This is a genomic window from Acidiphilium acidophilum, assembly GCF_033842475.1.
GTDB classification, from domain to species: Bacteria; Pseudomonadota; Alphaproteobacteria; order Acetobacterales; family Acetobacteraceae; genus Acidiphilium; species Acidiphilium acidophilum.
The window spans coordinates 1,699,926-1,718,404 of sequence record NZ_JAWXYB010000018.1 but is presented as its reverse complement, the minus strand read 5'-3'; the positions used below and the strand labels follow the sequence as shown (position 1 = coordinate 1,718,404).

The following is an 18,479-nucleotide window of genomic DNA, read 5'->3' as shown; positions in this document are numbered from 1 at the left end:
AGGAGTTTCACAATGGCAGCCACCAGGGCCGAACAACAAGCCGATCCTGCTCCCGCGCTTGCGTCGCTCAGCTTCGAGGATGCTCTGGCCGAGCTCGAACGCATCGTTCGCGGCCTCGAATCGGGCAGCCAGAAACTGGAAGACGCGATCGCCGCCTACGAGCGTGGGGCGGCGTTGAAACGCCATTGCGACGCCCGGCTCGCCGAAGCGGAAACCCGGGTCCAGGCCATCGTCGCCGGGCCCGACGGCACGTTGACCTTGAAGGACGCACCATGAGCGAGGTGATGCAAGCCGTTGCGCTGCGCAGCGGTCTGGAAGGTGCGGCGGCCCTGATCGAAACTGAACTCGACGCGCTGCTTCCGGTCCCCGAAGGCGAGGAGTATCGGCTGGTCGAAGCGATGCGCTATGCGGTCATGGGTGGCGGCAAACGGATGCGCGGATTCCTCGTCATTGAAACCGCGCGGATGTTCTCGGTCAACATCACCTGCGCCGCCCGGGTCGCGGCCTCGGTCGAGATGCTTCACGCCTATTCCCTGATCCATGACGACCTTCCGGCCATGGACGACGACGACCTTCGTCGCGGCAAACCCTCCTGCCACAAGGCATATGACGAAGCGACCGCGATCCTCGCGGGTGATGCGCTGCAGACCCGCGCCTTCGAGGTTCTCGCCGAGGCCGATACTCATTCCGATGCCGAAGTTCGCTGCGAGCTGGTGCTCGCCCTTGCCGGCGCCTCCGGTCCGCGCGGTATGGTCGGCGGCCAGATGATCGACATCGTCTCCGAAGGCAAAGAATTATCCCCGCCGCTGATCACCCGCCTGCAAGCCCTGAAAACCGGTCGGCTGATCCAGTACAGCGCCGAGGCCGGTGCCATTCTCGGTCGTGCCTCTGCCCCCCAGCGCCATTTCATCGCCGCCTATGGCCGGGATCTCGGTGCCGCGTTCCAGATCGCCGACGACATACTCGACGCCGAAGGTACGGCTGAAACCCTCGGAAAAACCGCCGGCAAGGACGCCGCTCAAGGCAAAGCCACCATGGTCTCGGTCATGGGCATCGACCGCGCCCGCATGCAGGCCGAGCATCTGGCCAAACAGGCGTCGATCTATCTCGAAAGCTTCGGCGAGAAAGCCAACCTCCTGCGCGCCCTGGCCGCCTATACGGTCAATCGCCGGAACTGACCCTGTGTCATCCCGCCTCGTGTCGGTGACCCGGAGTCTCAACGAAGACGACATCGTCGAGGCGTTCGTCCGCCACAACGCGGCGAGCCTTCACCACATGGTGTTTCTGGACAATGGCAGCACCGATGCCACGCTCGACATTTTACGCCAGCTACAGGCGGAGGGAATTTCGCTCTCGGTGTTTCAAACCATTGCCGCCGGGTTTGACGAGGTCGCCGTCAATACGTGGCTCTACCGCATGGCCGATCAGATGCACCGAGCAGATTGGGTCGTGTTTCTCGATGCCGATGAATTCATCACCACCACTTCGGGGCCGTTGCTGGAACGCTTGAATGCCAGATCAGCGCAGGACCTCGCAATCACGGTCCCTCTGGTTCATTATTTCGATACGGTGGAGGACGATGCGGCCGAACCGATTGTGCCGATCCGCATGCGCTGGCGAGCACGCGGTGAGACAGGTGTGGCCAAAATGTTCATTCGAGGTGGTCTCGGTACCCGCGTCTCGATCGACGCGGGTAATCACGGTGGCATCCTTGATGGCCGCCCGGTTCCGACGCCGCACGAATACCAAGTGGCCCTCGCGCATTATCCTCGGCGCTCGGGTTGGCACGACATGCAGAAATATGTGATCGGATGGTTGAAAGTCCTTGCCGCCGGTCAAGCCGCGATCGGGGCCGATCGTTCATCGCATTACCGTTCGCCGTTCCAGACCCTTCGGGACAAGCCGTCCGAACTGGTTTTCAATACGGGATACATCGCACCACCGGTCGATCATGCGATCGCCATTTTGGCTCCGATTACATATCTCGGCGGCGATTTGCGTTATACTGCCGTCTCCGATCCCGGAATGAAGACACTCAGTCTCGCGCTGCATTATGCCGAGCAACTGGCCCGTCAGCACGGCGCATTGCAGGACCGATCGCCAGAGGCAAAACAACTGGTCAACCGCTGGAACGCAGAGCGAAAGTTCCTGTTCTGACAGGGTTCACGCCCGACTCAGACGCAACCTGCCGGCGGTCAATACGCGCCGAAACCGGGCATCGGCATGTCCGGCGACGAACGACACTGCAATCAGCGCGGTAACCAGAGCGAGTCCTAACAGCGGGTGGTGCAACGCGCTATTGCCATGCCGGCGCTCCCAGCTGTTCAGAATCAGGATGACCGGGAAATGGATTACATAGATCGGATACGAAATCAGGCCGAGCCACCGGCACAGCTGGACCAGGAACGGGCTGGCCGGTCCGTCGAACGAGCCGAGCAGCACCAGCGCCGGCGAGATCAGCAACACGAAGCCGATATCAAACCCGATCCGCGCGGTCCCCGACAGATGCGCAAACATCACGAGCGCCAACAATCCTAAAAGTGCCGGTGCCGGCACCACGATCGGTTGCATCCGCCGATGAAGCCGATACAGCATGATGCCGACCGGAAAGCCGAAAAACACCCGCCCCAGCGCCCAGACCGTCGACGGCCAGGACGTCCCCTGGTCGATATGGCCGAACATGAAAGTCTGAACGATGACCGCAGCGGCAGCCACGCCAGCGACGACCATCAAAACCCGGCGCTGCGAGAACAGCGACGTTGCATAGACCGCATTCGCCAATAATTCGTAAAACAGCGACCATGCCGGTATGTTGAGCGCAAATATGTTGTCAAAAAATGGGGCCGGCAACATCAGCAACGCCGCCGGCACCGCAATCATGAAATCACGCGCAGTCCATTGCGAGGCATCGTGTTTGACGAACAACGCCACGGCGATCGCCGCAATCGTCAGCGCGGTTCCCGCGATATACAGGGGATAAAGCCGCAGCAGGCGGACACGCACGAATCCCGCCGCGCTCAGCCGCCCGGTAGCCAGCCGGTCGTCATAGGCATGCGCGATCACGAATCCGCTCAGACAGAAGAACAGATCGACCGCGAGATAGGCACTATGCGGATAGACCGTCCCGAAATAGGCTTTCGCGTGGAACATCACGACCGCGATCGCCGCAATGCCGCGCATGCCATCCAGAGTGGCGTAATGGGTCGTCTTGCTCAAATGCGGAAATCCCGAACAATTATATAATCCGTCGATATGAACCGATCATGGACTCGAATGCGAGTATAATTTGATGCGAGAGTGTATCAAGAATGAGAACAATGCGCTGCTTGCGTCCGGCGCCACTTGGCTGCATCTGACGGGCGCACGATGATCGCCGTCCAGGAGAGCCCAGCATGAACGATGCGAACGACCAGAGCACGAGCAGCGAGCTGATCAACCGCGCCCGTGCCTTGCTCGAAGCGATTTCGGACCCCGAATTGCCGATGCTCAGTATCGCCGACCTCGGAATATTGCGCGATATCCGCCCCTATCAAGGCGGTGTCGAGGTGTTGATGCTGCCCACTTATCCCGGCTGCCCGGCACTGGACATGATCGCGCTCGAAATCAACGCGGCACTCACCGCCGCGGGCATTTTCCCGGTGAAAATTACCATGGTCACCACCTTCACCTGGACGACCGACCTGATGTCATCCGACGCCCTGCATAAATTGAGCGCGGCCGGCATCGCGCCGCCTGAGCGAAACAAACCCGTGGTCTGCCCCAAATGCCTTTCGCCCTCGGTCGAGGAGATCAACCCGTTCGGCGCCACCGCGTGCCGGGCAATCTGGCGCTGCACATCCTGCGGCGAGGGATTTGATCGGTTCCGGTGTCATTGAGCGGGAGCCGGCCCGTTTGAACCTGCTTGATTGACTTGGATCGCGTCTCAGTCTTCCGCGAACGAGCCGCCCTGAAAAACCCAGTCCCGCCCCCCAGTCTTCATGATCTCCGCGGCAAAATCCTCCGCATTCTGCGACGGCTGGTAGCCGAGCTCGGCGGCTTCGCCATTATCCCACCACCCGCGCGTATTGGCTGAAACCCCCCAGACCGGCTGATACCCGCTGATCGGCGCCGTCAGGCTCTGCACCACCAATTGTTCGAGGTCGTCATCGCCAAGCCAGGTTGCGAGATGGCGCGGTTCGGTCGGCCGGGTCAGCGCGCTGCCAATCCGCAGGGCGACACCTTCGATGCCATACTTATCCCGGTAGAGCCGGCCGATCGCCTCTCCCCAGATTTTCGAAATGCCGTAAAACCCGTCCGGGCGATAAGGATCGGACAGGCGGAGCTTCTGCCCGGCGGGATACATGCCGATCGTGTGGTTGGAACTGGCGAACACCACGCGCCCCACCCCGTGCCGCCGCGCCCCTTCGTAAAGGGCGTGCAGCGCAACCAGATTATTCTCGATGATCTCGGGCAGGGGGCGCTCAACGCTGGTACCCGCGAGATGCAGCACGGCGGTCGCACCCTCCAGCGCCTCATCGACCACTCCGGCATCACGCAGGTCGCCGATCACGATGGTTTCACGCGGGTCGACCGGCGTGATAGGCGATATATCCACCGCGCGGAGCGGAATCCCGCGCGCCAACAACCGGGGCCGTAACACCCGCCCCAACTGACCGCCAGCACCGGTCAGAACCAGCGACATGGCCCGCGCCTAGCCGCCCGCCATGGTCATACCCTCGACCCGCAGGGTCGGGGCATCGGTACCGCGTTTGAATTCAAGATCGTTGGCAGGGGTGAGGTGCATGAACATCTCGCGCAGATTTCCGGCAATCGTGATCTCGGCGACCGGCTCGGCGATCTTGCCGTCACGGATCATGAAACCGGCAGCGCCGCGCGAATAATCGCCGGTAATCCCGTTGACGCCCATGCCGATCAGTTCGAGCACGTAGAGACCGAGCTTGATATCCGCAATCAGCGCCTCAGCCGAGTGCGCGCCCGGTTCGATATAGAGGTTCGAAGCCGCCGGGCTCGGCGGCCCGGAGGTGCCGCGCGAGGCATGACCGGTGGTCTTCAGCCCAAGCTGCGCGGCACTCCGGGAATCGAGCAGCCAGGTGGTCAGAACCCCATCCTCGATCAGGGCGCGACGCTCCACGCGCTGCCCCTCACCGTCGAAGGCACGCGAGCGCATGCCCCGCACCCGTTTCGGATCGTCGATGATCGATATCCCCGAAGCAAAGACCGGCTTGCCCATCGCATCCTTGAGGAAACTCGTGCCCCGCGCGATCCCGCTGCCGTTGATCGCCCCCGTAAAATGACCGAGCAGGCTCCCGGCAACACGAGGATGATACACGACCGGCAGCTTCGCCGTTGCCGGACGCCCCGGATTGAGGCGGCTGACCGCGCGTTCGGCGGCGATGCGGCCGAGCATCGCCGGATCATCGAGGTCGTTACCATGCACGGCAGAGGCGTATTCGTAATCGCGCTGCATCGCGACACCTTTGCCCGCGATCGGCGAGACCGACACGCTGTGGCCGGACCGGCTATAAGCGCCGGCAAACCCGCGCGAGGTCGCGAGAGCGACGTGGCTGCGCGACCAGGACGCCCCCGAGCCGCCTGAATTGGTGATGCCGGGGAAGGCGAGGGCGGCTTCCTCGGCGGCGGCGGCGCGGGCCATAAGGATGTCAGTGCCGGGCTCGACCGGATCATCCATGTCGAGCACGCCGGCATCTTCGGGCGGCGGCGCATCCGGAATATCCGCGAACTGGTCTTCCGGTACCACATTGGCCATTGCCACCGCCTGTTCGGCAAGCCGATCGAAACTGGCGGGATCGACCGCGCCGGTCGATACGATCGCACTGCGCTTGCCCACAAAAACCCGCAGCCCGATATTATTGGTCTCGGCCCGCTCGATCTCCTCGATCTTGCCCATGCGGCGACCAACCGAGACCGAAGTTCCGGACGCCAGCAGCGCATCCGCCTGATCGGCCCCGGCGCGCCGGGCGGCAGCAAGCAACCCTGCCAGATGATCGAGATTGCTCATGCCGCGAGCCTCTCCAGAATCTTCGGCATCTGCGGCACCCGCCCGATCGGGCCGATCGCGGCAAGCGTCGGTTTCCCACGAAAAATCCGCGCTGCGACGCGCGTGATGTCGGCCTCGGTCACCCCGTCGATCTTCGCCACGGTCTCGGCGATCGGGACGATCCGGCCGAACACCTGCCATTGCCGCGCCAGTTGTTCGCACCGGCTGCCGGTCGATTCGAGCGACATCAGCAACCCGGCCTTCACCTGCGCCCGGGCGCGGCGCAATTCCGCATCCGTTACCGACTCCTGCACCTTGGCCAGTTCGCCGAGCGTGACCGGCACGAGTTCCGCCGCCTCGGCTTCACCGGTTCCCGCGTAGATACCGAACAGACCCGCATCGTTATTCGGTAACGCAAAGGAATAGATCGAATAGACCAACCCGCGCTTCTCCCGGATCTCCTGAAACAGGCGCGACGACATCCCGCCGCCGAGAAGGGTGGATAACAGCATGGCCGCATGAAAATCGGGATCGCTGTATCCGACGGCCGGAAAGCCGAGCACCAGATGCGCCTGATCGAGATCACGGATCTCGCGATACTCGCCGCCGCCATAAATCCCGGGAACCGGCGGAGTCTGCGTCGCGTTGGGCAGATCGGCGAAATGCTCGCTCACCAGATCCACCACCTGCTGATGATCGAGCTTGCCCGAAGCCGACACGACGATGTTCTTCGGCGTGTAATGCGCGCGCATGTAGCGCTGCAAAACATCCGGCGAGAGCGATTTGATGATCGCCTCGGTGCCCAGGGTCGGCCAGCCCATCGGCTGGCCCGGATACGCTGCCTGCTGGAAATGGTCGAACACAATGTCATCCGGCGTATCGTTCGCCTGGCCGATCTCCTGCAGGATCACGCCCCGCTCGCGTTCGAACTCGTTGGCGTCGAAGGTGGAATGGCAGAGAATATCCCCGATGATATCGATCCCAAGCGGCAGATCGTCCTTCAGCATCTTCACGTAATACGCCGTCTGCTCGCGCGAGGTGTAGGCATTGATATGCCCGCCGACATCCTCGACCGCCTCGGCAATTTCGACCGCATTGCGCTTTTCGGTCCCTTTGAACGCCATATGTTCGAGGAAATGCGAGACCCCGTTTTCCGGCGCGGTCTCATGGCGGGTGCCAACCCCGGCGTAAGCGCCGAACGAGACCGTTTCCACCCGCTCCATCCGCTCGGTCAGGATCGTGAGCCCGGAATCGAGATGGGTGATCTGAACACCGTCGGTCATGCATTGTTCCTATGCGCAAAATTGCGAACCAGCGCCTGGACCTCGGCGAGGCGGTTGCTGGACCGCTGAAAGACTTCAGGACGATGATATAGGTCTTTTAACCGTTCAGGGAGAGTGGGCCGTACGCCGATCGCGCGCTCCATCGCATCCGGGAACTTGGCGGGATGCGCGGTAGCCGCTGCGATCACCGGTATGCCGATCGGCGAGCAGGCGCGCGCGGCGGCAATGCCGATCGCGCTGTGCGGATCGGCGATGTAGCCGTAGTCGCGTTCAATCCGGCCGATTTCCGCCAAAGTCGCCTCATCGCCGAGCGTAAATCCGGTGAACTCCCGCCGCACCGCGCGCCAGACCGGCTCATCGACGGCCATCCGTCCGCTCGCCCGGAAATCCGCCATCGTCCGCGCCGTCACCACCGCATCACGATGCTGGAACTCGAACAAAAGCCGTTCGAAATTCGAACTGACCTGAATGTCCATCGACGGCGAAACGGTCTCGACCACACCGGCGGCGCTCATGTCGTTGCTCGCCAGAAACCGCGCCAGAATGTCGTTCGCATTGCTGCCGACGATGAATCGCGCAATCGGCACGCCCATTTTTTTCGCGGCCCACGCCGCGAGCACATTGCCGAAATTACCGGTCGGCACCGAAACCGCCACCTCCCGGTCGGGCGCTCCCAGCGCCAGCGCCGCCGCGACGAAATACGGAATCTGCCCGGCAATCCGCGCCCAGTTGATCGAATTGACCGCCGACAGCCGCAAATCCTCGCGGAACGGCGCATCGGCGAACATCGCCTTCACCAGATCCTGGCAATCGTCGAAATTGCCGTGCACCGCGATATTCAACACGTTCGGCGCCCGCACCGTGGTCATCTGCCGGCGCTGCACCTCGGATGTGCGTCCTTCGGGATGCAGGATCGCAATATCCACCCGCGCGCGGTCACGGCAGGCCTCGATCGCCGCCGAACCCGTGTCGCCCGAGGTCGCTCCCACGATCGTCACCCGCTGGTCACGCGCCTCCAGCACATGGTCGAACAACCGCCCGGCCACCTGCAGCGCCAGATCCTTGAACGCCAAAGTCGGTCCGTGGAACAATTCGAGCGCGAACAGACCCGGCTCCAGCTGCACCAGCGGCACCACCGCCGCCCGGTCGAACCCGCGATACGCAGCGCGGCACATGTCCTGCAGATCAGGCATCGTCACCGCACCGCCGCACACGAAAGGCGCCATCACCCGTGCGGCGAGTTCCGCGTAAGGCAGTCCACGCATCGCCCGAAGTTCAGCCGGAGAAAATACCGGCCAAGCCTCAGGGACGAACAACCCGCCATCCTCGGCAAGACCCGCCAGCAACACCCCATCGAAATCCCGAGCCGGTGCCGCGCCCCGCGTCGAAATGTAACGCATCACTCGATCCTTATGCTTGCTCCGCCTTCACCGGCGACCAGGGGCAGGGCCCCCGGCCTTCACGGCAGCTCAGGCATTCGCAACAGGTGTCGCGTCCATCTGTTCGCGGCGGGACTGCCAGAGACCGACGAAATCGACCGGCCCGAGCATGACCGGCGGAAACCCGCCGTCGCGGGTGACATCGGCAAGAATGTTGCGGGCAAACGGGAACAGCAGGCGCGGGCATTCCACCAGCAGAACCGGCTCGACCTGATTGTCGGGGATACCGGTGAGGGTGAAAATGCCGGAATAGGACAAGTCGGCAATGAACACGGTCATGTCCTTGGCAGGTTCGCCACCATTGGCGGTTTCCGGCGGCGTGGGAATCGTGGCCTCCGCGCGGGTGGCGAGGGTAACCTCGTAAACGTTCTGGTCTTCCTGCAGGCGGCGGACCTGAACATCGAGGTTGATATTCACTGCCGGCGGCTGGCGCAGGATGGTATAGATCGCCGGCGCGTTCGGAACTTCGAAGCTGAGGTCCTTGGTGTACTGGATGTTGAGGGTGAGCGGGGCGGTTGCGGTTTCGGACATGTGGGGCTGCTCCATCTGAATTGCGCCATCGGATTGGGCGCCCGCCTAGCACGGTGTCGCATTTGGTGCCAGCATGGCAACGGAGGGCTTGAACATGAGCAAGCGGGTTTTCATCGACGGCGAGGCCGGCACCACGGGATTGCAGATCGTCGAGCGGTTGCGACGGGTCGATGGCGTGGTGGTGCAGAGCCTCGATCTGCATGCCCGCAAGGATAATGCCGCGCGCCGCGCGATGATGGCATCGGTCGATCTCGTTGTGTTGTGCCTGCCCGATGAGGCGGCCCGCGAAGCGGCGGATATGGTGGAAGGTCTGGGCAGCGCCGCGCCGCGCCTGCTCGACGCGAGTTCAGCGCATCGCATTTCACGAGGATGGACGTACGGATTTTCAGAAATGGCTCCGGAACAGCCACAATCTATCGCACAGGCCGCCCGGGTCTCGAACCCCGGCTGCTACCCGACCGGCGCGATCGCCCTGCTGAAGCCGCTGGTCGAAGCCGGATTGGTTCCGGCGGATTTTCCGATCACGATCAACGCGGTTTCAGGATATTCGGGCGGCGGCAAGTCGTTGATCGCGGATCATAACAACGCGGGCGGACCGGCCTTCGAGCTTTACGGCCTGTCCCTGAATCACAAGCACGTACCCGAGATCGCGCATCATGCCGGGCTGGCACGACGGCCGCTATTCGTCCCCTCGATCGGACATTTCCGGCAGGGGATGCTCGTTTCGGTGCCGCTCCATCTCGACGCGCTGCCCGGACGACCGACCGCGCGCGAGATCGAGTGCGCCCTGGTCGACCGTTACGACGGGGCCACGCAGGTAAAGGTGCGGATGACCCCGGCGGAACAGCGGCTCGATGCCGAAGGGGCCGCGGGGTCGGATGTCATGGAGTTGTTCGTGTTCGAAAACGAAGCCGAGAGTCAGGCCGTTCTGGTCGCGCGGCTCGATAATCTGGGCAAAGGCGCGGCTGGCGCGGCGGTGCAGAATATCGGGCTGATGCTCGGCCTCGATGCCAGATCCGCAGCGGCGGGGAAGGTGGCGATGCACGCTTGACCGATCGGTGCGGTCTCGGCAGCATATGCGCTGCGAGGAGGGCCGTTCATGCGTCTGTTTGTCGCTCTCGACCTGCCATGGGAGATCAAGACGACCCTGGCGGGGTTCGCGTTCAACCTGCCGGGAGCGCGCTGGGTTCCGGCGCAGAACATGCACCTCACGCTGCGCTTCATCGGCGAGGCGAAGCGGCTTGAGGCCGAGGAAATCGATCACGCGCTGGCGGCGGTGCGGGGACGCGGATTTTCTCTGGTTCTGACCGGGGCAGGGTGGTTCGAGAAAGCCGGACGGGTTTCAGCGCTCTGGATCGGGGTGGAGCGGAACGAGTCGCTGTTTCATCTGCAAACCAAAATCGAAACCGCACTGCGCCGGATCGGGCTGGTGCACGAACGCCGCCGCTACACGCCGCACGTAACACTGGCGCGGATGGATCTGCCGGTCGGGCCGAGATTCGCCGAATTCGTCCAGAGCCGCAACCTCTACCGTTCGCCCCCGATACCGGTGGCCGAATTCACCCTGTTCAGTTCCTATCTCGGCCCCGATCAGCCCGACTATACCGCCGAGGTCGAATATTCCTTGCAATAGGCCGCTTTTTCTTCATCGGATATTATCCAATCGGCGTTATGATAGGATTTATAGAAAGACCATCTCACCGATTATGAGAGCGCGCCGTTTCACATCCCGATTGCACCACAGGTCTGTTTGAGTGGTCTGGCCGCGATTACGGCCGTTTCGCCTCAGGCTCGGGCGAAAGGGGCGGCTGGATCGTACCGAGCACGCCGGACATCGCCCCGGCCAGATCGGTCGGGATCAGGATCGTCGTGCCTTTGTTCTTGTTCATTTCGTAAATCAGGTTCATCTGCCTGATCTTCAGCGCGGCGGGATTTGCGGCATAGATATCGCCGGCCCGCACGATCTGTTCGGCAATGGCGACTTCCGAACTCGCGAGCGTCACACGCGCCTGCTTTTCCTTCTCCGCCTGCGCATTGCGGCTCATCGCGTCGTTCAACTCGCCCGGAATGCGAACGTCGCGGATCTGCACGCCGATTCCGCCAATCCCCCAATCCTGGGATTTATCAGCAATGACGGTACGGATGCGCTGGTCCATCTGTTCGCGATTGCCGAGAATCTCGGCGAGGGTCATGCCGCTGATGGTCTCGCGCAGCGAGGTCTGCGCCACCTGACCGATCATCGCGCGATAGTCGAGCAATTCGGTCGCAACGCGCTTCACATCCTCGACCTTCCAGAACAGGATGGAATCGACCGCGACCGAAACGCCGTCGAGGGTGAGGGTATTTTCCGCACTGATCACCGTGCTTTGCTTGCGGGTATCGACCGCGACATAGACGGTCTCGATCACGGGAATGATCAGGAACGCACCGGGGCCACGAATGCCGGCGAACCGGCCAAGGCGCAGAACCACGGCGCGCTCCCACTCATTCGCCATGCGCAACGCGAGGGCCGCGCCGATTCCGATAAGGATCAGAAGGACGCCAGGAACGAACAGCCGGAGCAACCCGATCAGCACCGCTCCGGCAATCACGAGCAGAACGGCGATGACTGTGGCGGAACGGTTCATGCGGAACGCCTGATGTTGCGAAATGGTGCAAGGCTTGAGGATCGAACGTACTCGATCAAGGCGGACGCCGCTGCGGTCGTCTGGAGGTCCGGGCCGGAATCGAACCGGCATACGCGGATTTGCAGTCCGCTACATCACCACTCTGCCACCGGACCGGCGCAGCAAGCTGGCTTATCGGGCCATCGCCGCCCGATGGTCAAGAGCGCACCGAGCCGACCGCCCGGAGGAACGCGCATGGCGGACCGACCAGCAACGGTTCGGTGCGACGTCACCGCTCCCGGCGCAAGGAATGTTTTGCGAGATCGCCGACTCGCTTTATAGATGGTGCGGCGCAAAGCCGGAGGCTTCCTGTTGAAAGACGTGATGAAGGAAAAAGAGCTGAATTTCCGCACCAGTCGCGCCCTGATGGTCGATTGTCAGGTCCGCCCGAACAACATCGTTGATGACCGGATCATCATCGCAATGCGCACCCTTGCGCGCGAGCGGTTCGTGCCCCCTTCGCTCGCCGCGCAAGCTTACAGCGATGCTGACCTGCCGCTCGCCGACGGACGGATGATGCCGCGCCCGCTCACGATCGGCAGACTCGCGCAGAGTGCGGCGGTTCAGCCGGGCGAGCGGGTTCTCGTTATCGGTGCCAACACCGGCTACGGCGCCGCGGTGCTGTCGTCATGCGGCGGCGTGGTGGTGGCGCTCGAATCATCGCCATCGTTGCGCATGATCGCATCCTCCGCCCTCGCCGCCGAAACACCCGACGTCCGATTGATCGGCGGCGCGCTGATCCAGGGAGCACCGCAGCACACCCGATTCGACCTGATCGTGATCGAAGGAGCAATCGAGTATCTCCCTCCGGCCCTTGCCGGACAACTGAACGAGACCGGCCGTCTGATCACCGTGATTCGGGAGCGCGGCGTCGGACGGCTGATCCGCGCCGAGCCCAGCGGTGCAGGCTTTGCCCACCGGGTTCTAGCCGATTGCAATGCGCCGCTGCTCGCGGAATTCGCGGCCGCACCGGCCTTCGCGTTCTGATGCGGGCACAGTGAATGCAAATCACCCGCGCCGCCCGGCCCCGGCAGACGACCCAAAACGGATAGCTCAAGGATGACCATGCGCCGCCGACTGAAAAATTTCTGCGCCCTCGTGCCGATCACCGTTCTGGCGCTCCAGCCCCTGGCATGGGCCGTGCCGTCGGGCGCGCCATCCGGCGTGACGGGCAGCGATCCATCGGCCCGCCCATCGACGCTGATGCAGGCATTGGCGGAAGCCTACGCCGATAACCCGACTTTGCAGGAGCAGCGTGCCAATCTGCGCGCAACCGATGAAACCGTCCCCGCCGCGCTCGCCGGCTGGCGGCCGACCATCGAGTTGCAAGGCACCGCCGGGCGGATCACCGGCACCGAGACCGAACAGATCGCCAGCATCAACCCGCTCACCGGCCTGCCGCTCGTCACCACCGATCGGTTGCCCCAGACCCGCAACGAGGAAATCGGCCAGCTTACGGTGACTGAAAAGCTGTTCGCGGGGGGGGCCACCGTCGCCAAGACCCATGAGGCGAAAAACAACGTTTACGCCGCACGCGCCCAGTTGATTTCGACCGAGCAAACCGTGTTCACCAAGGTGGTCAACGCCTATGTCACGGTCATCACCGACCGGCAGTTGCTGGCGTTGGACATCAACAATCGCCGCGTGCTCAGCCAGCAGCTGCGCGCGGTGAACGACCAGTTCAATGTCGGTGAAATCACCGAAACCTCCGTCGCCCAGGCCAAGGCCTCGCTAGCCGGGGCGCAGGAACAGGTCGAAGTGGCGCAGGGCAACCTCAACATCGCCAACGAAACCTTCAAGCAACTAGTCGGTTCCTACCCGGCTGCCCAGCTCGTGCCGCCGCAGCCGCTTGCCCTGCCCATCAAGGGCAAGGCCGATCTGGTCCGCCAGGCGATGATCAATAACCCCGACGTGGTATCGGCCCTGTTCACCCAGGGCGCGGACCGCGATGCCGTGGACGTCGCCATCGCCGCCCTCGCACCACAGCTTTCGGTTTCAGCCTCCGCCTTCAAAGAGAACAATCCCCTCGGTCCGAACAGCTCGTCCAACGGTGGGCAGGTGCTCGCGAACCTCACCGTGCCGCTCTATCAGGGCGGCTCGGAATACGCCGCCATCCGTCAGGCGCGCGACAAGGTCCAGTACGCCGATTCCGCCGTGATCGATGCAAGGCGTACCGCCGTGCAATCGGCAACCCAGGCATGGGAGGGCCTGATCGCCTCGAAGGCCGCGGTCCGCAGCACGCGCGAGCAGATCAAGTCCGACGCGATCGCGCTCGACGGCACGGAACGCCAGGAAATCGTCGGCACCCGTGACACGCTCGACGTTTTGAACGCCCAGCAATTGCTGTTCAACGCTCAGACCACCCAGATCCAGAATATCGCCAACGTCGTCAATGAATCCTACTCCATCGCGGCGGCGATCGGGCGTCTGACCGCGACCGATCTGGCCCTGCCGGTGACGCATTATGACGATCTGAAATACTACGATCAGGTCAAGGACGCGCTGTTCGGCAACGGAAATGCGGCGTATGAGGCGGCAGGTATCGCCCCTGACGGCACGCTGCTGAACGAGCCCACGCCGGCGGCGGCACGATAAGGGGACCCTCAAGGGCGGGAGTTGCGCATGAGCATTTCGAACGAGCCGATCAATGCCGAACCATCGATGGATGAAATCCTCTCCTCGATCCGGCGCATTCTCAAGGATGACGAGGCCGTGCCGATGCCAACAGGCGATCGCGGCACCACCACCGACTCCGTGATGATGCTCGATCCGTCGATGATGGTTCCCGAACCGGCGCCCTCCGGCCCGGTGCGGCATGAGAGCAGCGAGTTGCCCGCCCCGGCGGCGATCAGTTCCGCCTCCACGCTCTCAAGCGCCCTGCCGCCGGGCGCTGCGGCAACCGATGTTCCCTACGATCCCGAACGGGGTCACGCGGGTCCGGCCGCAACGCCGAGCCCGCATTCCACCATCGAGGGGCCGCAGCCCATTCTCGGTGCCCAGGCGGCCGAGGCGGCCGCGAGCCATATCGGCGCGCTGGTGCGGACGGTATCGGCCGACCGCAACCTCGCGATCAGCCGGGGTGGGATCAGCGTCGAGGAGATCGTCCGCGAGGAAATCCGCCCGTTGCTGAAATCATGGCTCGACACCCATCTGCCCGGTCTGGTCGAGCGCGTGGTTCGCGCCGAAATCGAGCGTCTCGTGGGACAGCCGGGCGGCCTCTGACGGGCGCCGCCTCTCGGCTCAGTGGTTGATCTGTTCGAGCGCCAGACCCTTGGTCGATGGTCCCAGGCTGATCATGATGATCCCCACCAGCATGGCGATCGCGATGAACACGGCCACACCCGGCACCCCGTAATCGGCAAGCAGAATACCGATCGCAAGCCCCGCGAAAGCCGCAGCGATGCGTGACCACGAATAAACGAACCCGACCGCGCGCGCCCGGATCCGCGTCGGGTACAATTCGGGCTGATATCCATGATACGCGAACGACATGATGTTCGAGGCGAGGGTGAACAGCACACCGAGCGCGATCAACACGGCGGGCGCATTGCTCCGGGCGAACAGCACGATCACGATCCCCATCACCACGAGCCCGCCGATGATCTGGGTTTTGCGTTCGAGTTTGTCCGCGAACAGCGTGCCGAGCAGCGGGCCGAACGGGTTGGCGATCGCAATGATGAACGCATATTCGAGACTCGCGGTGACATGGATGCCGCGATGTATCAGCAGCGTCGGCACCCAGGCAGCGAACCCATAAAACCCGATCACCTGCGCCATATTAAAGATGGAGAGAATGATCGTCCGCTTCAAATAAGGTGGGCTGAAGATCTCGAAAAACGACCCGGCGCCACTTTCCTCCGGCGCTGCGGGCTGCGGCGGCGGCAAGGCGCGCCCGAGTTCGCGGCTGACCTTACGTTCGAGGTCGGTCACGATGGCATCGGCCTCGGCGATCCGTCCATGCCGGGCGAGCCAGCGCGGACTTTCGGGAATGCCGCGCTGTAGCACGAACACGATCAGCGCACCGACCGAGCCGATCAGAATGACCACCCGCCAGTAATCGAGCCCGAACGGCCTGGTTCCCTTCAGCACGAACGCAAGAAACGCAATGACCGGCACGACCAGAAAGGTGATGAACTGATTGACCGAAAATGCCCGTCCCCGCTCGGAGCGCGGAATCATTTCGGAAATGAAGGTATCAATGGTCACCAGCTCGACTCCGATGCCGATGCCGGCGATGAAGCGCCAGATATCCAGCGCAAACCCGCTGGTCTGGAACGCCATGATCGCGGTGCAGATCATGTACCAGATCAGCGCCCCGGTGAATACGATCCGCCGGCCGAACCGGTCGGCGACCTGGCTGAACACCAGCGCCCCGAGCCAAAGCCCGGCGAAGGTCGCGAACACGAAGGTGCCGAACCCCGCCACTTTCAATGCCGTCAGCGAAGCGAAAATCCCGAGCGATGCCGGTTTGAACAGGCCCGACCCGACCATGCCGGGTGCCACATAGCCGGTAAAGAACAGGTCATAGAACTCGAACACCCCGCCCAGCGAGATCAGAACGATAATGGTCCACACCGTCCGCGACGGCGGCAGGCGATCGAGCCGTGCGGCGATATCTGCGGCGTGCTGACCCGACATATGCGTTCCCCGTTGGTTGATCTTGCGGTGTTTAAGCCAGCGACTTCATCATTTGGCAAGATCGGCCATGAAGCGCGGTTGTATTTCCTCGCACATCTCTCATTCTCTGAACACCAGCCAACTCACGCGCAAACACACAGGGAGAACACCGCTCAATGTCCGACCTCGTCCTCTGGGGCTTCGACGGCTCCACCTACGTCCGCACCGTCAAAATGGTCCTCGCCGAAAAAGGCGTCACCGACTTCACCCAACATCAGATCAACGTGCTCGAAGGCGAACCGCAGAAGCCCGAACACCTCGCCCGCCACCCGTTCGGCAAGGTCCCGGTGCTTGATCATGATGGCCTGCGCCTGCTCGAGACCAGCGCGATCACCCGCTACTTGAACGATGTCCTCCCCGGCCGCTCTCTCATTCCGGCCACCCCGAAAGATCGCGCGCGGATGGACATGGTCATCGGCCTGATCGACTCCTACGGCTATGGTGCGCTGCTCGGCGGCGTCGCTGCCTATCACCTCTTCCCCGATTTCGTCGGCGGCAAAAACGAGACCGCCCGTCGCGCCGGAATCGAAGCGGGCCGCAAGGTGCTCACCCTCGCCATGCAGACCAGGGGCCACGACGCTTTCATCGCCGGCGACCTCAGCCTGGCCGACCTCTACCTCGCCCCGATTGCCGCCTACGTTTCCATGACCCCTGACAAGGACGTCCTCTTCGACGTCCCCGGCTTGCACGACTGGTGGACCAAAATCCAGGCGCTGCCGAGCTTCAAATCCACTCAACCCGGCTGATCGCGAATTTCGTTGCTTCGATGCACGGTTTTCGGCGATAAATAAAAACATCGAGCCCCATCGGCCCGAAATCTTCCGCGAAAGCCGTGCAGGAGGTCATAACAAACGCGCGCCCGACTGGGGCCTGATCGACCACACGCTGGAAAACCTGCCCCGCCAGACCCCGCCCCCCGCCTGATAACGTGCGCAGGAATTGACATGAACCCGCACACATCACGATCATGGAACGCCCGATAACCGGCGGCTGCCTCTGCGGCAGCATCCGCTTTCAATCAACCTCGGCACCGATCGCAACGCGGGCTTGCTGGTGCCGCGACTGCCAGTATCTCGCCGCCGGCAATGCTTCCATCAACCTGATCTTCAATAAAAATGATCTGACCATCACGGGCACCCTCCAGTCCTATCAAAGCACCGCCGACAGCGGCAACACGATGCAGCGTTCGTTCTGTCCCCACTGCGGCACGCCGCTGTTCAGCGAGTCATCCGGTCGCTCCGGTCTCACGGTTATCCGCGCCGGAGCGCTCGACGATCCCGGTCTCGGGCGTCCGCAAAGTTTTATCTGGACCGATCGCGCCCCGACCTGGGGACTGATCGACCAATCTCTCCGAAACCATCCACGCCAATCGCCCGCAATCCCGTCCCCGGTCGGTCAACCGCCTCCAATCACGTCATCTTGACGTACCCTCACTCCAACCCCTCGGCCTGATCCCGCCGGTCCTGATCCCGCACCAGCCAATACACCACTCCCAGCGACAGAAACGCCGCCGACAGCGCAAACAACGTCTCGGACTGCCCCTTGCCCAGGTCCAGAATGATCAGCTTGCGCACGATCGCCAGCATCCCGATCAATATCACCACCCGCACCCGCACCAACCCCTCGGCCCGCTCGCTGGTCACCAGAATCGACCGTTTGAACTCCAGCGCGATCACCACCGTGAAAATCGCCCCGAACACGGACTGGAAAATCGCCGGATTGGTCGGATCGAAACTGGTATAAAAAATATCATGCAGAATATTCGCGATCAGGTGCAGCAGCGCCGCCGTCACCACCACCGCCATCAGCAGCGTCAGCACCTGCACCACGATGATCTCGAAATAATGATAGACCCTGGTCTCGAACCCCTCACGCATCCCTGATC

The 18,479-nt window shown here is 62.8% G+C and carries 20 protein-coding genes and 1 tRNA gene; 11 read left to right on the top strand and 10 right to left on the bottom strand.

Going from position 1 to position 18,479, the window contains the following annotated elements:
• Nucleotides 1–12 precede the first annotated feature (12 nt).
• The 3 genes from SIL87_RS10815 to SIL87_RS10805 are packed head-to-tail and all read left to right on the top strand — an operon-like array spanning nucleotide 13 to nucleotide 2,157.
• Entirely contained in the window at nucleotides 13–276 is a 264-nt protein-coding gene (locus tag SIL87_RS10815) for an exodeoxyribonuclease VII small subunit (RefSeq protein WP_319614197.1), read from the top strand.
• Nucleotides 273–1,178, top strand: a complete 906-nt coding sequence (locus tag SIL87_RS10810) for a polyprenyl synthetase family protein (protein ID WP_319614196.1) — start codon at nucleotides 273–275, stop codon at nucleotides 1,176–1,178. Before SIL87_RS10815 ends, SIL87_RS10810 begins: the two co-directional genes overlap by 4 nt.
• 4 nt (nucleotides 1,179–1,182) lie before the next feature.
• The gene (locus SIL87_RS10805; protein WP_319614195.1) at nucleotides 1,183–2,157 is read left to right on the top strand and encodes a glycosyltransferase family 2 protein; all 975 of its coding nucleotides are present in this window, start codon (nucleotides 1,183–1,185) and stop codon (nucleotides 2,155–2,157) included.
• A gap of 6 nt (nucleotides 2,158–2,163) precedes the next feature.
• On the opposite strand, the gene SIL87_RS10800 is transcribed toward SIL87_RS10805, so the two are convergent.
• Nucleotides 2,164–3,216, bottom strand: coding sequence for an acyltransferase family protein (locus SIL87_RS10800; protein ID WP_319614194.1), 1,053 nt, complete (start codon nucleotides 3,214–3,216; stop codon nucleotides 2,164–2,166).
• Between the two features lie 176 nt (nucleotides 3,217–3,392).
• Between SIL87_RS10800 and paaD the strand changes: the two genes are divergently transcribed.
• Nucleotides 3,393–3,875, top strand: coding sequence for a 1,2-phenylacetyl-CoA epoxidase subunit PaaD (gene paaD / locus SIL87_RS10795; RefSeq protein WP_319614193.1), 483 nt, complete (start codon nucleotides 3,393–3,395; stop codon nucleotides 3,873–3,875).
• Nucleotides 3,876–3,922: 47 nt separating this feature from the next.
• Here the strand turns inward: paaD and SIL87_RS10790 are convergent, their stop codons facing one another.
• The 5 genes from SIL87_RS10790 to secB all read right to left on the bottom strand — a co-directional run bounded on the left by SIL87_RS10790 (nucleotide 3,923) and on the right by secB (nucleotide 9,251).
• On the bottom strand, nucleotides 3,923–4,681 hold the full coding sequence (locus SIL87_RS10790; RefSeq protein ID WP_319614192.1) for an NAD-dependent epimerase/dehydratase family protein: 759 nt from the start codon (nucleotides 4,679–4,681) through the stop codon (nucleotides 3,923–3,925).
• Nucleotides 4,682–4,690: 9 nt separating this feature from the next.
• Nucleotides 4,691–6,019, bottom strand: a complete 1,329-nt coding sequence (locus tag SIL87_RS10785; protein ID WP_319614191.1) for a TldD/PmbA family protein — start codon at nucleotides 6,017–6,019, stop codon at nucleotides 4,691–4,693.
• Complete coding sequence (locus tag SIL87_RS10780) at nucleotides 6,016–7,281, bottom strand: M16 family metallopeptidase (protein WP_319614190.1); 1,266 nt, start codon at nucleotides 7,279–7,281, stop codon at nucleotides 6,016–6,018. Before SIL87_RS10780 ends, SIL87_RS10785 begins: the two co-directional genes overlap by 4 nt.
• Entirely contained in the window at nucleotides 7,278–8,681 is a 1,404-nt protein-coding gene (gene thrC, locus SIL87_RS10775; protein WP_319614189.1) for a threonine synthase, read from the bottom strand. Before thrC ends, SIL87_RS10780 begins: the two co-directional genes overlap by 4 nt.
• Before the next feature lie 69 nt (nucleotides 8,682–8,750).
• Nucleotides 8,751–9,251 (bottom strand): protein-export chaperone SecB, encoded by a 501-nt coding sequence (secB, locus tag SIL87_RS10770; protein WP_319614188.1) that lies wholly within the window; start codon nucleotides 9,249–9,251, stop codon nucleotides 8,751–8,753.
• Between the two features lie 94 nt (nucleotides 9,252–9,345).
• On the opposite strand from secB, the gene argC reads away from it, so the two are divergent.
• Complete coding sequence (argC, locus tag SIL87_RS10765; RefSeq protein ID WP_319614187.1) at nucleotides 9,346–10,302, top strand: N-acetyl-gamma-glutamyl-phosphate reductase; 957 nt, start codon at nucleotides 9,346–9,348, stop codon at nucleotides 10,300–10,302.
• A gap of 48 nt (nucleotides 10,303–10,350) precedes the next feature.
• Nucleotides 10,351–10,884, top strand: coding sequence for an RNA 2',3'-cyclic phosphodiesterase (thpR, locus tag SIL87_RS10760; protein WP_319614186.1), 534 nt, complete (start codon nucleotides 10,351–10,353; stop codon nucleotides 10,882–10,884).
• A 136-nt stretch (nucleotides 10,885–11,020) separates the two neighbouring features.
• Here thpR and SIL87_RS10755 read toward each other — a convergent pair whose 3' ends face one another.
• Both SIL87_RS10755 and SIL87_RS10750 read right to left on the bottom strand, forming a co-directional pair.
• Entirely contained in the window at nucleotides 11,021–11,878 is an 858-nt protein-coding gene (locus tag SIL87_RS10755) for a slipin family protein (RefSeq protein ID WP_319614185.1), read from the bottom strand.
• Between the two features lie 81 nt (nucleotides 11,879–11,959).
• Nucleotides 11,960–12,033: transfer RNA gene (locus SIL87_RS10750), tRNA-Cys, on the bottom strand.
• A 205-nt stretch (nucleotides 12,034–12,238) separates the two neighbouring features.
• On the opposite strand from SIL87_RS10750, the gene SIL87_RS10745 reads away from it, so the two are divergent.
• The 3 genes from SIL87_RS10745 (at nucleotide 12,239) to SIL87_RS10735 (ending at nucleotide 15,139) form a co-directional block, all read left to right on the top strand.
• Entirely contained in the window at nucleotides 12,239–12,904 is a 666-nt protein-coding gene (locus tag SIL87_RS10745; protein ID WP_319615954.1) for a protein-L-isoaspartate O-methyltransferase family protein, read from the top strand.
• A 72-nt stretch (nucleotides 12,905–12,976) separates the two neighbouring features.
• Nucleotides 12,977–14,512: a TolC family outer membrane protein gene (locus tag SIL87_RS10740; protein ID WP_319614184.1), complete on the top strand. Its 1,536-nt coding sequence runs from the start codon at nucleotides 12,977–12,979 to the stop codon at nucleotides 14,510–14,512.
• Nucleotides 14,513–14,539: 27 nt separating this feature from the next.
• Nucleotides 14,540–15,139 (top strand): DUF2497 domain-containing protein, encoded by a 600-nt coding sequence (locus SIL87_RS10735; protein WP_319614183.1) that lies wholly within the window; start codon nucleotides 14,540–14,542, stop codon nucleotides 15,137–15,139.
• Nucleotides 15,140–15,157: 18 nt separating this feature from the next.
• On the opposite strand, the gene SIL87_RS10730 is transcribed toward SIL87_RS10735, so the two are convergent.
• On the bottom strand, nucleotides 15,158–16,555 hold the full coding sequence (locus tag SIL87_RS10730) for an MFS transporter (RefSeq protein WP_319614182.1): 1,398 nt from the start codon (nucleotides 16,553–16,555) through the stop codon (nucleotides 15,158–15,160).
• Between the two features lie 155 nt (nucleotides 16,556–16,710).
• On the opposite strand from SIL87_RS10730, the gene SIL87_RS10725 reads away from it, so the two are divergent.
• Both SIL87_RS10725 and SIL87_RS10720 read left to right on the top strand, forming a co-directional pair.
• Nucleotides 16,711–17,340: a glutathione S-transferase family protein gene (locus SIL87_RS10725; RefSeq protein ID WP_319614181.1), complete on the top strand. Its 630-nt coding sequence runs from the start codon at nucleotides 16,711–16,713 to the stop codon at nucleotides 17,338–17,340.
• 221 nt (nucleotides 17,341–17,561) lie between these two features.
• The gene (locus SIL87_RS10720; RefSeq protein WP_319614180.1) at nucleotides 17,562–18,017 is read left to right on the top strand and encodes a GFA family protein; all 456 of its coding nucleotides are present in this window, start codon (nucleotides 17,562–17,564) and stop codon (nucleotides 18,015–18,017) included.
• A gap of 7 nt (nucleotides 18,018–18,024) precedes the next feature.
• On the opposite strand, the gene SIL87_RS10715 is transcribed toward SIL87_RS10720, so the two are convergent.
• Nucleotides 18,025–18,471, bottom strand: a complete 447-nt coding sequence (locus SIL87_RS10715) for a phosphate-starvation-inducible PsiE family protein (RefSeq protein ID WP_319614179.1) — start codon at nucleotides 18,469–18,471, stop codon at nucleotides 18,025–18,027.
• Nucleotides 18,472–18,479: the final 8 nt, after the last annotated feature.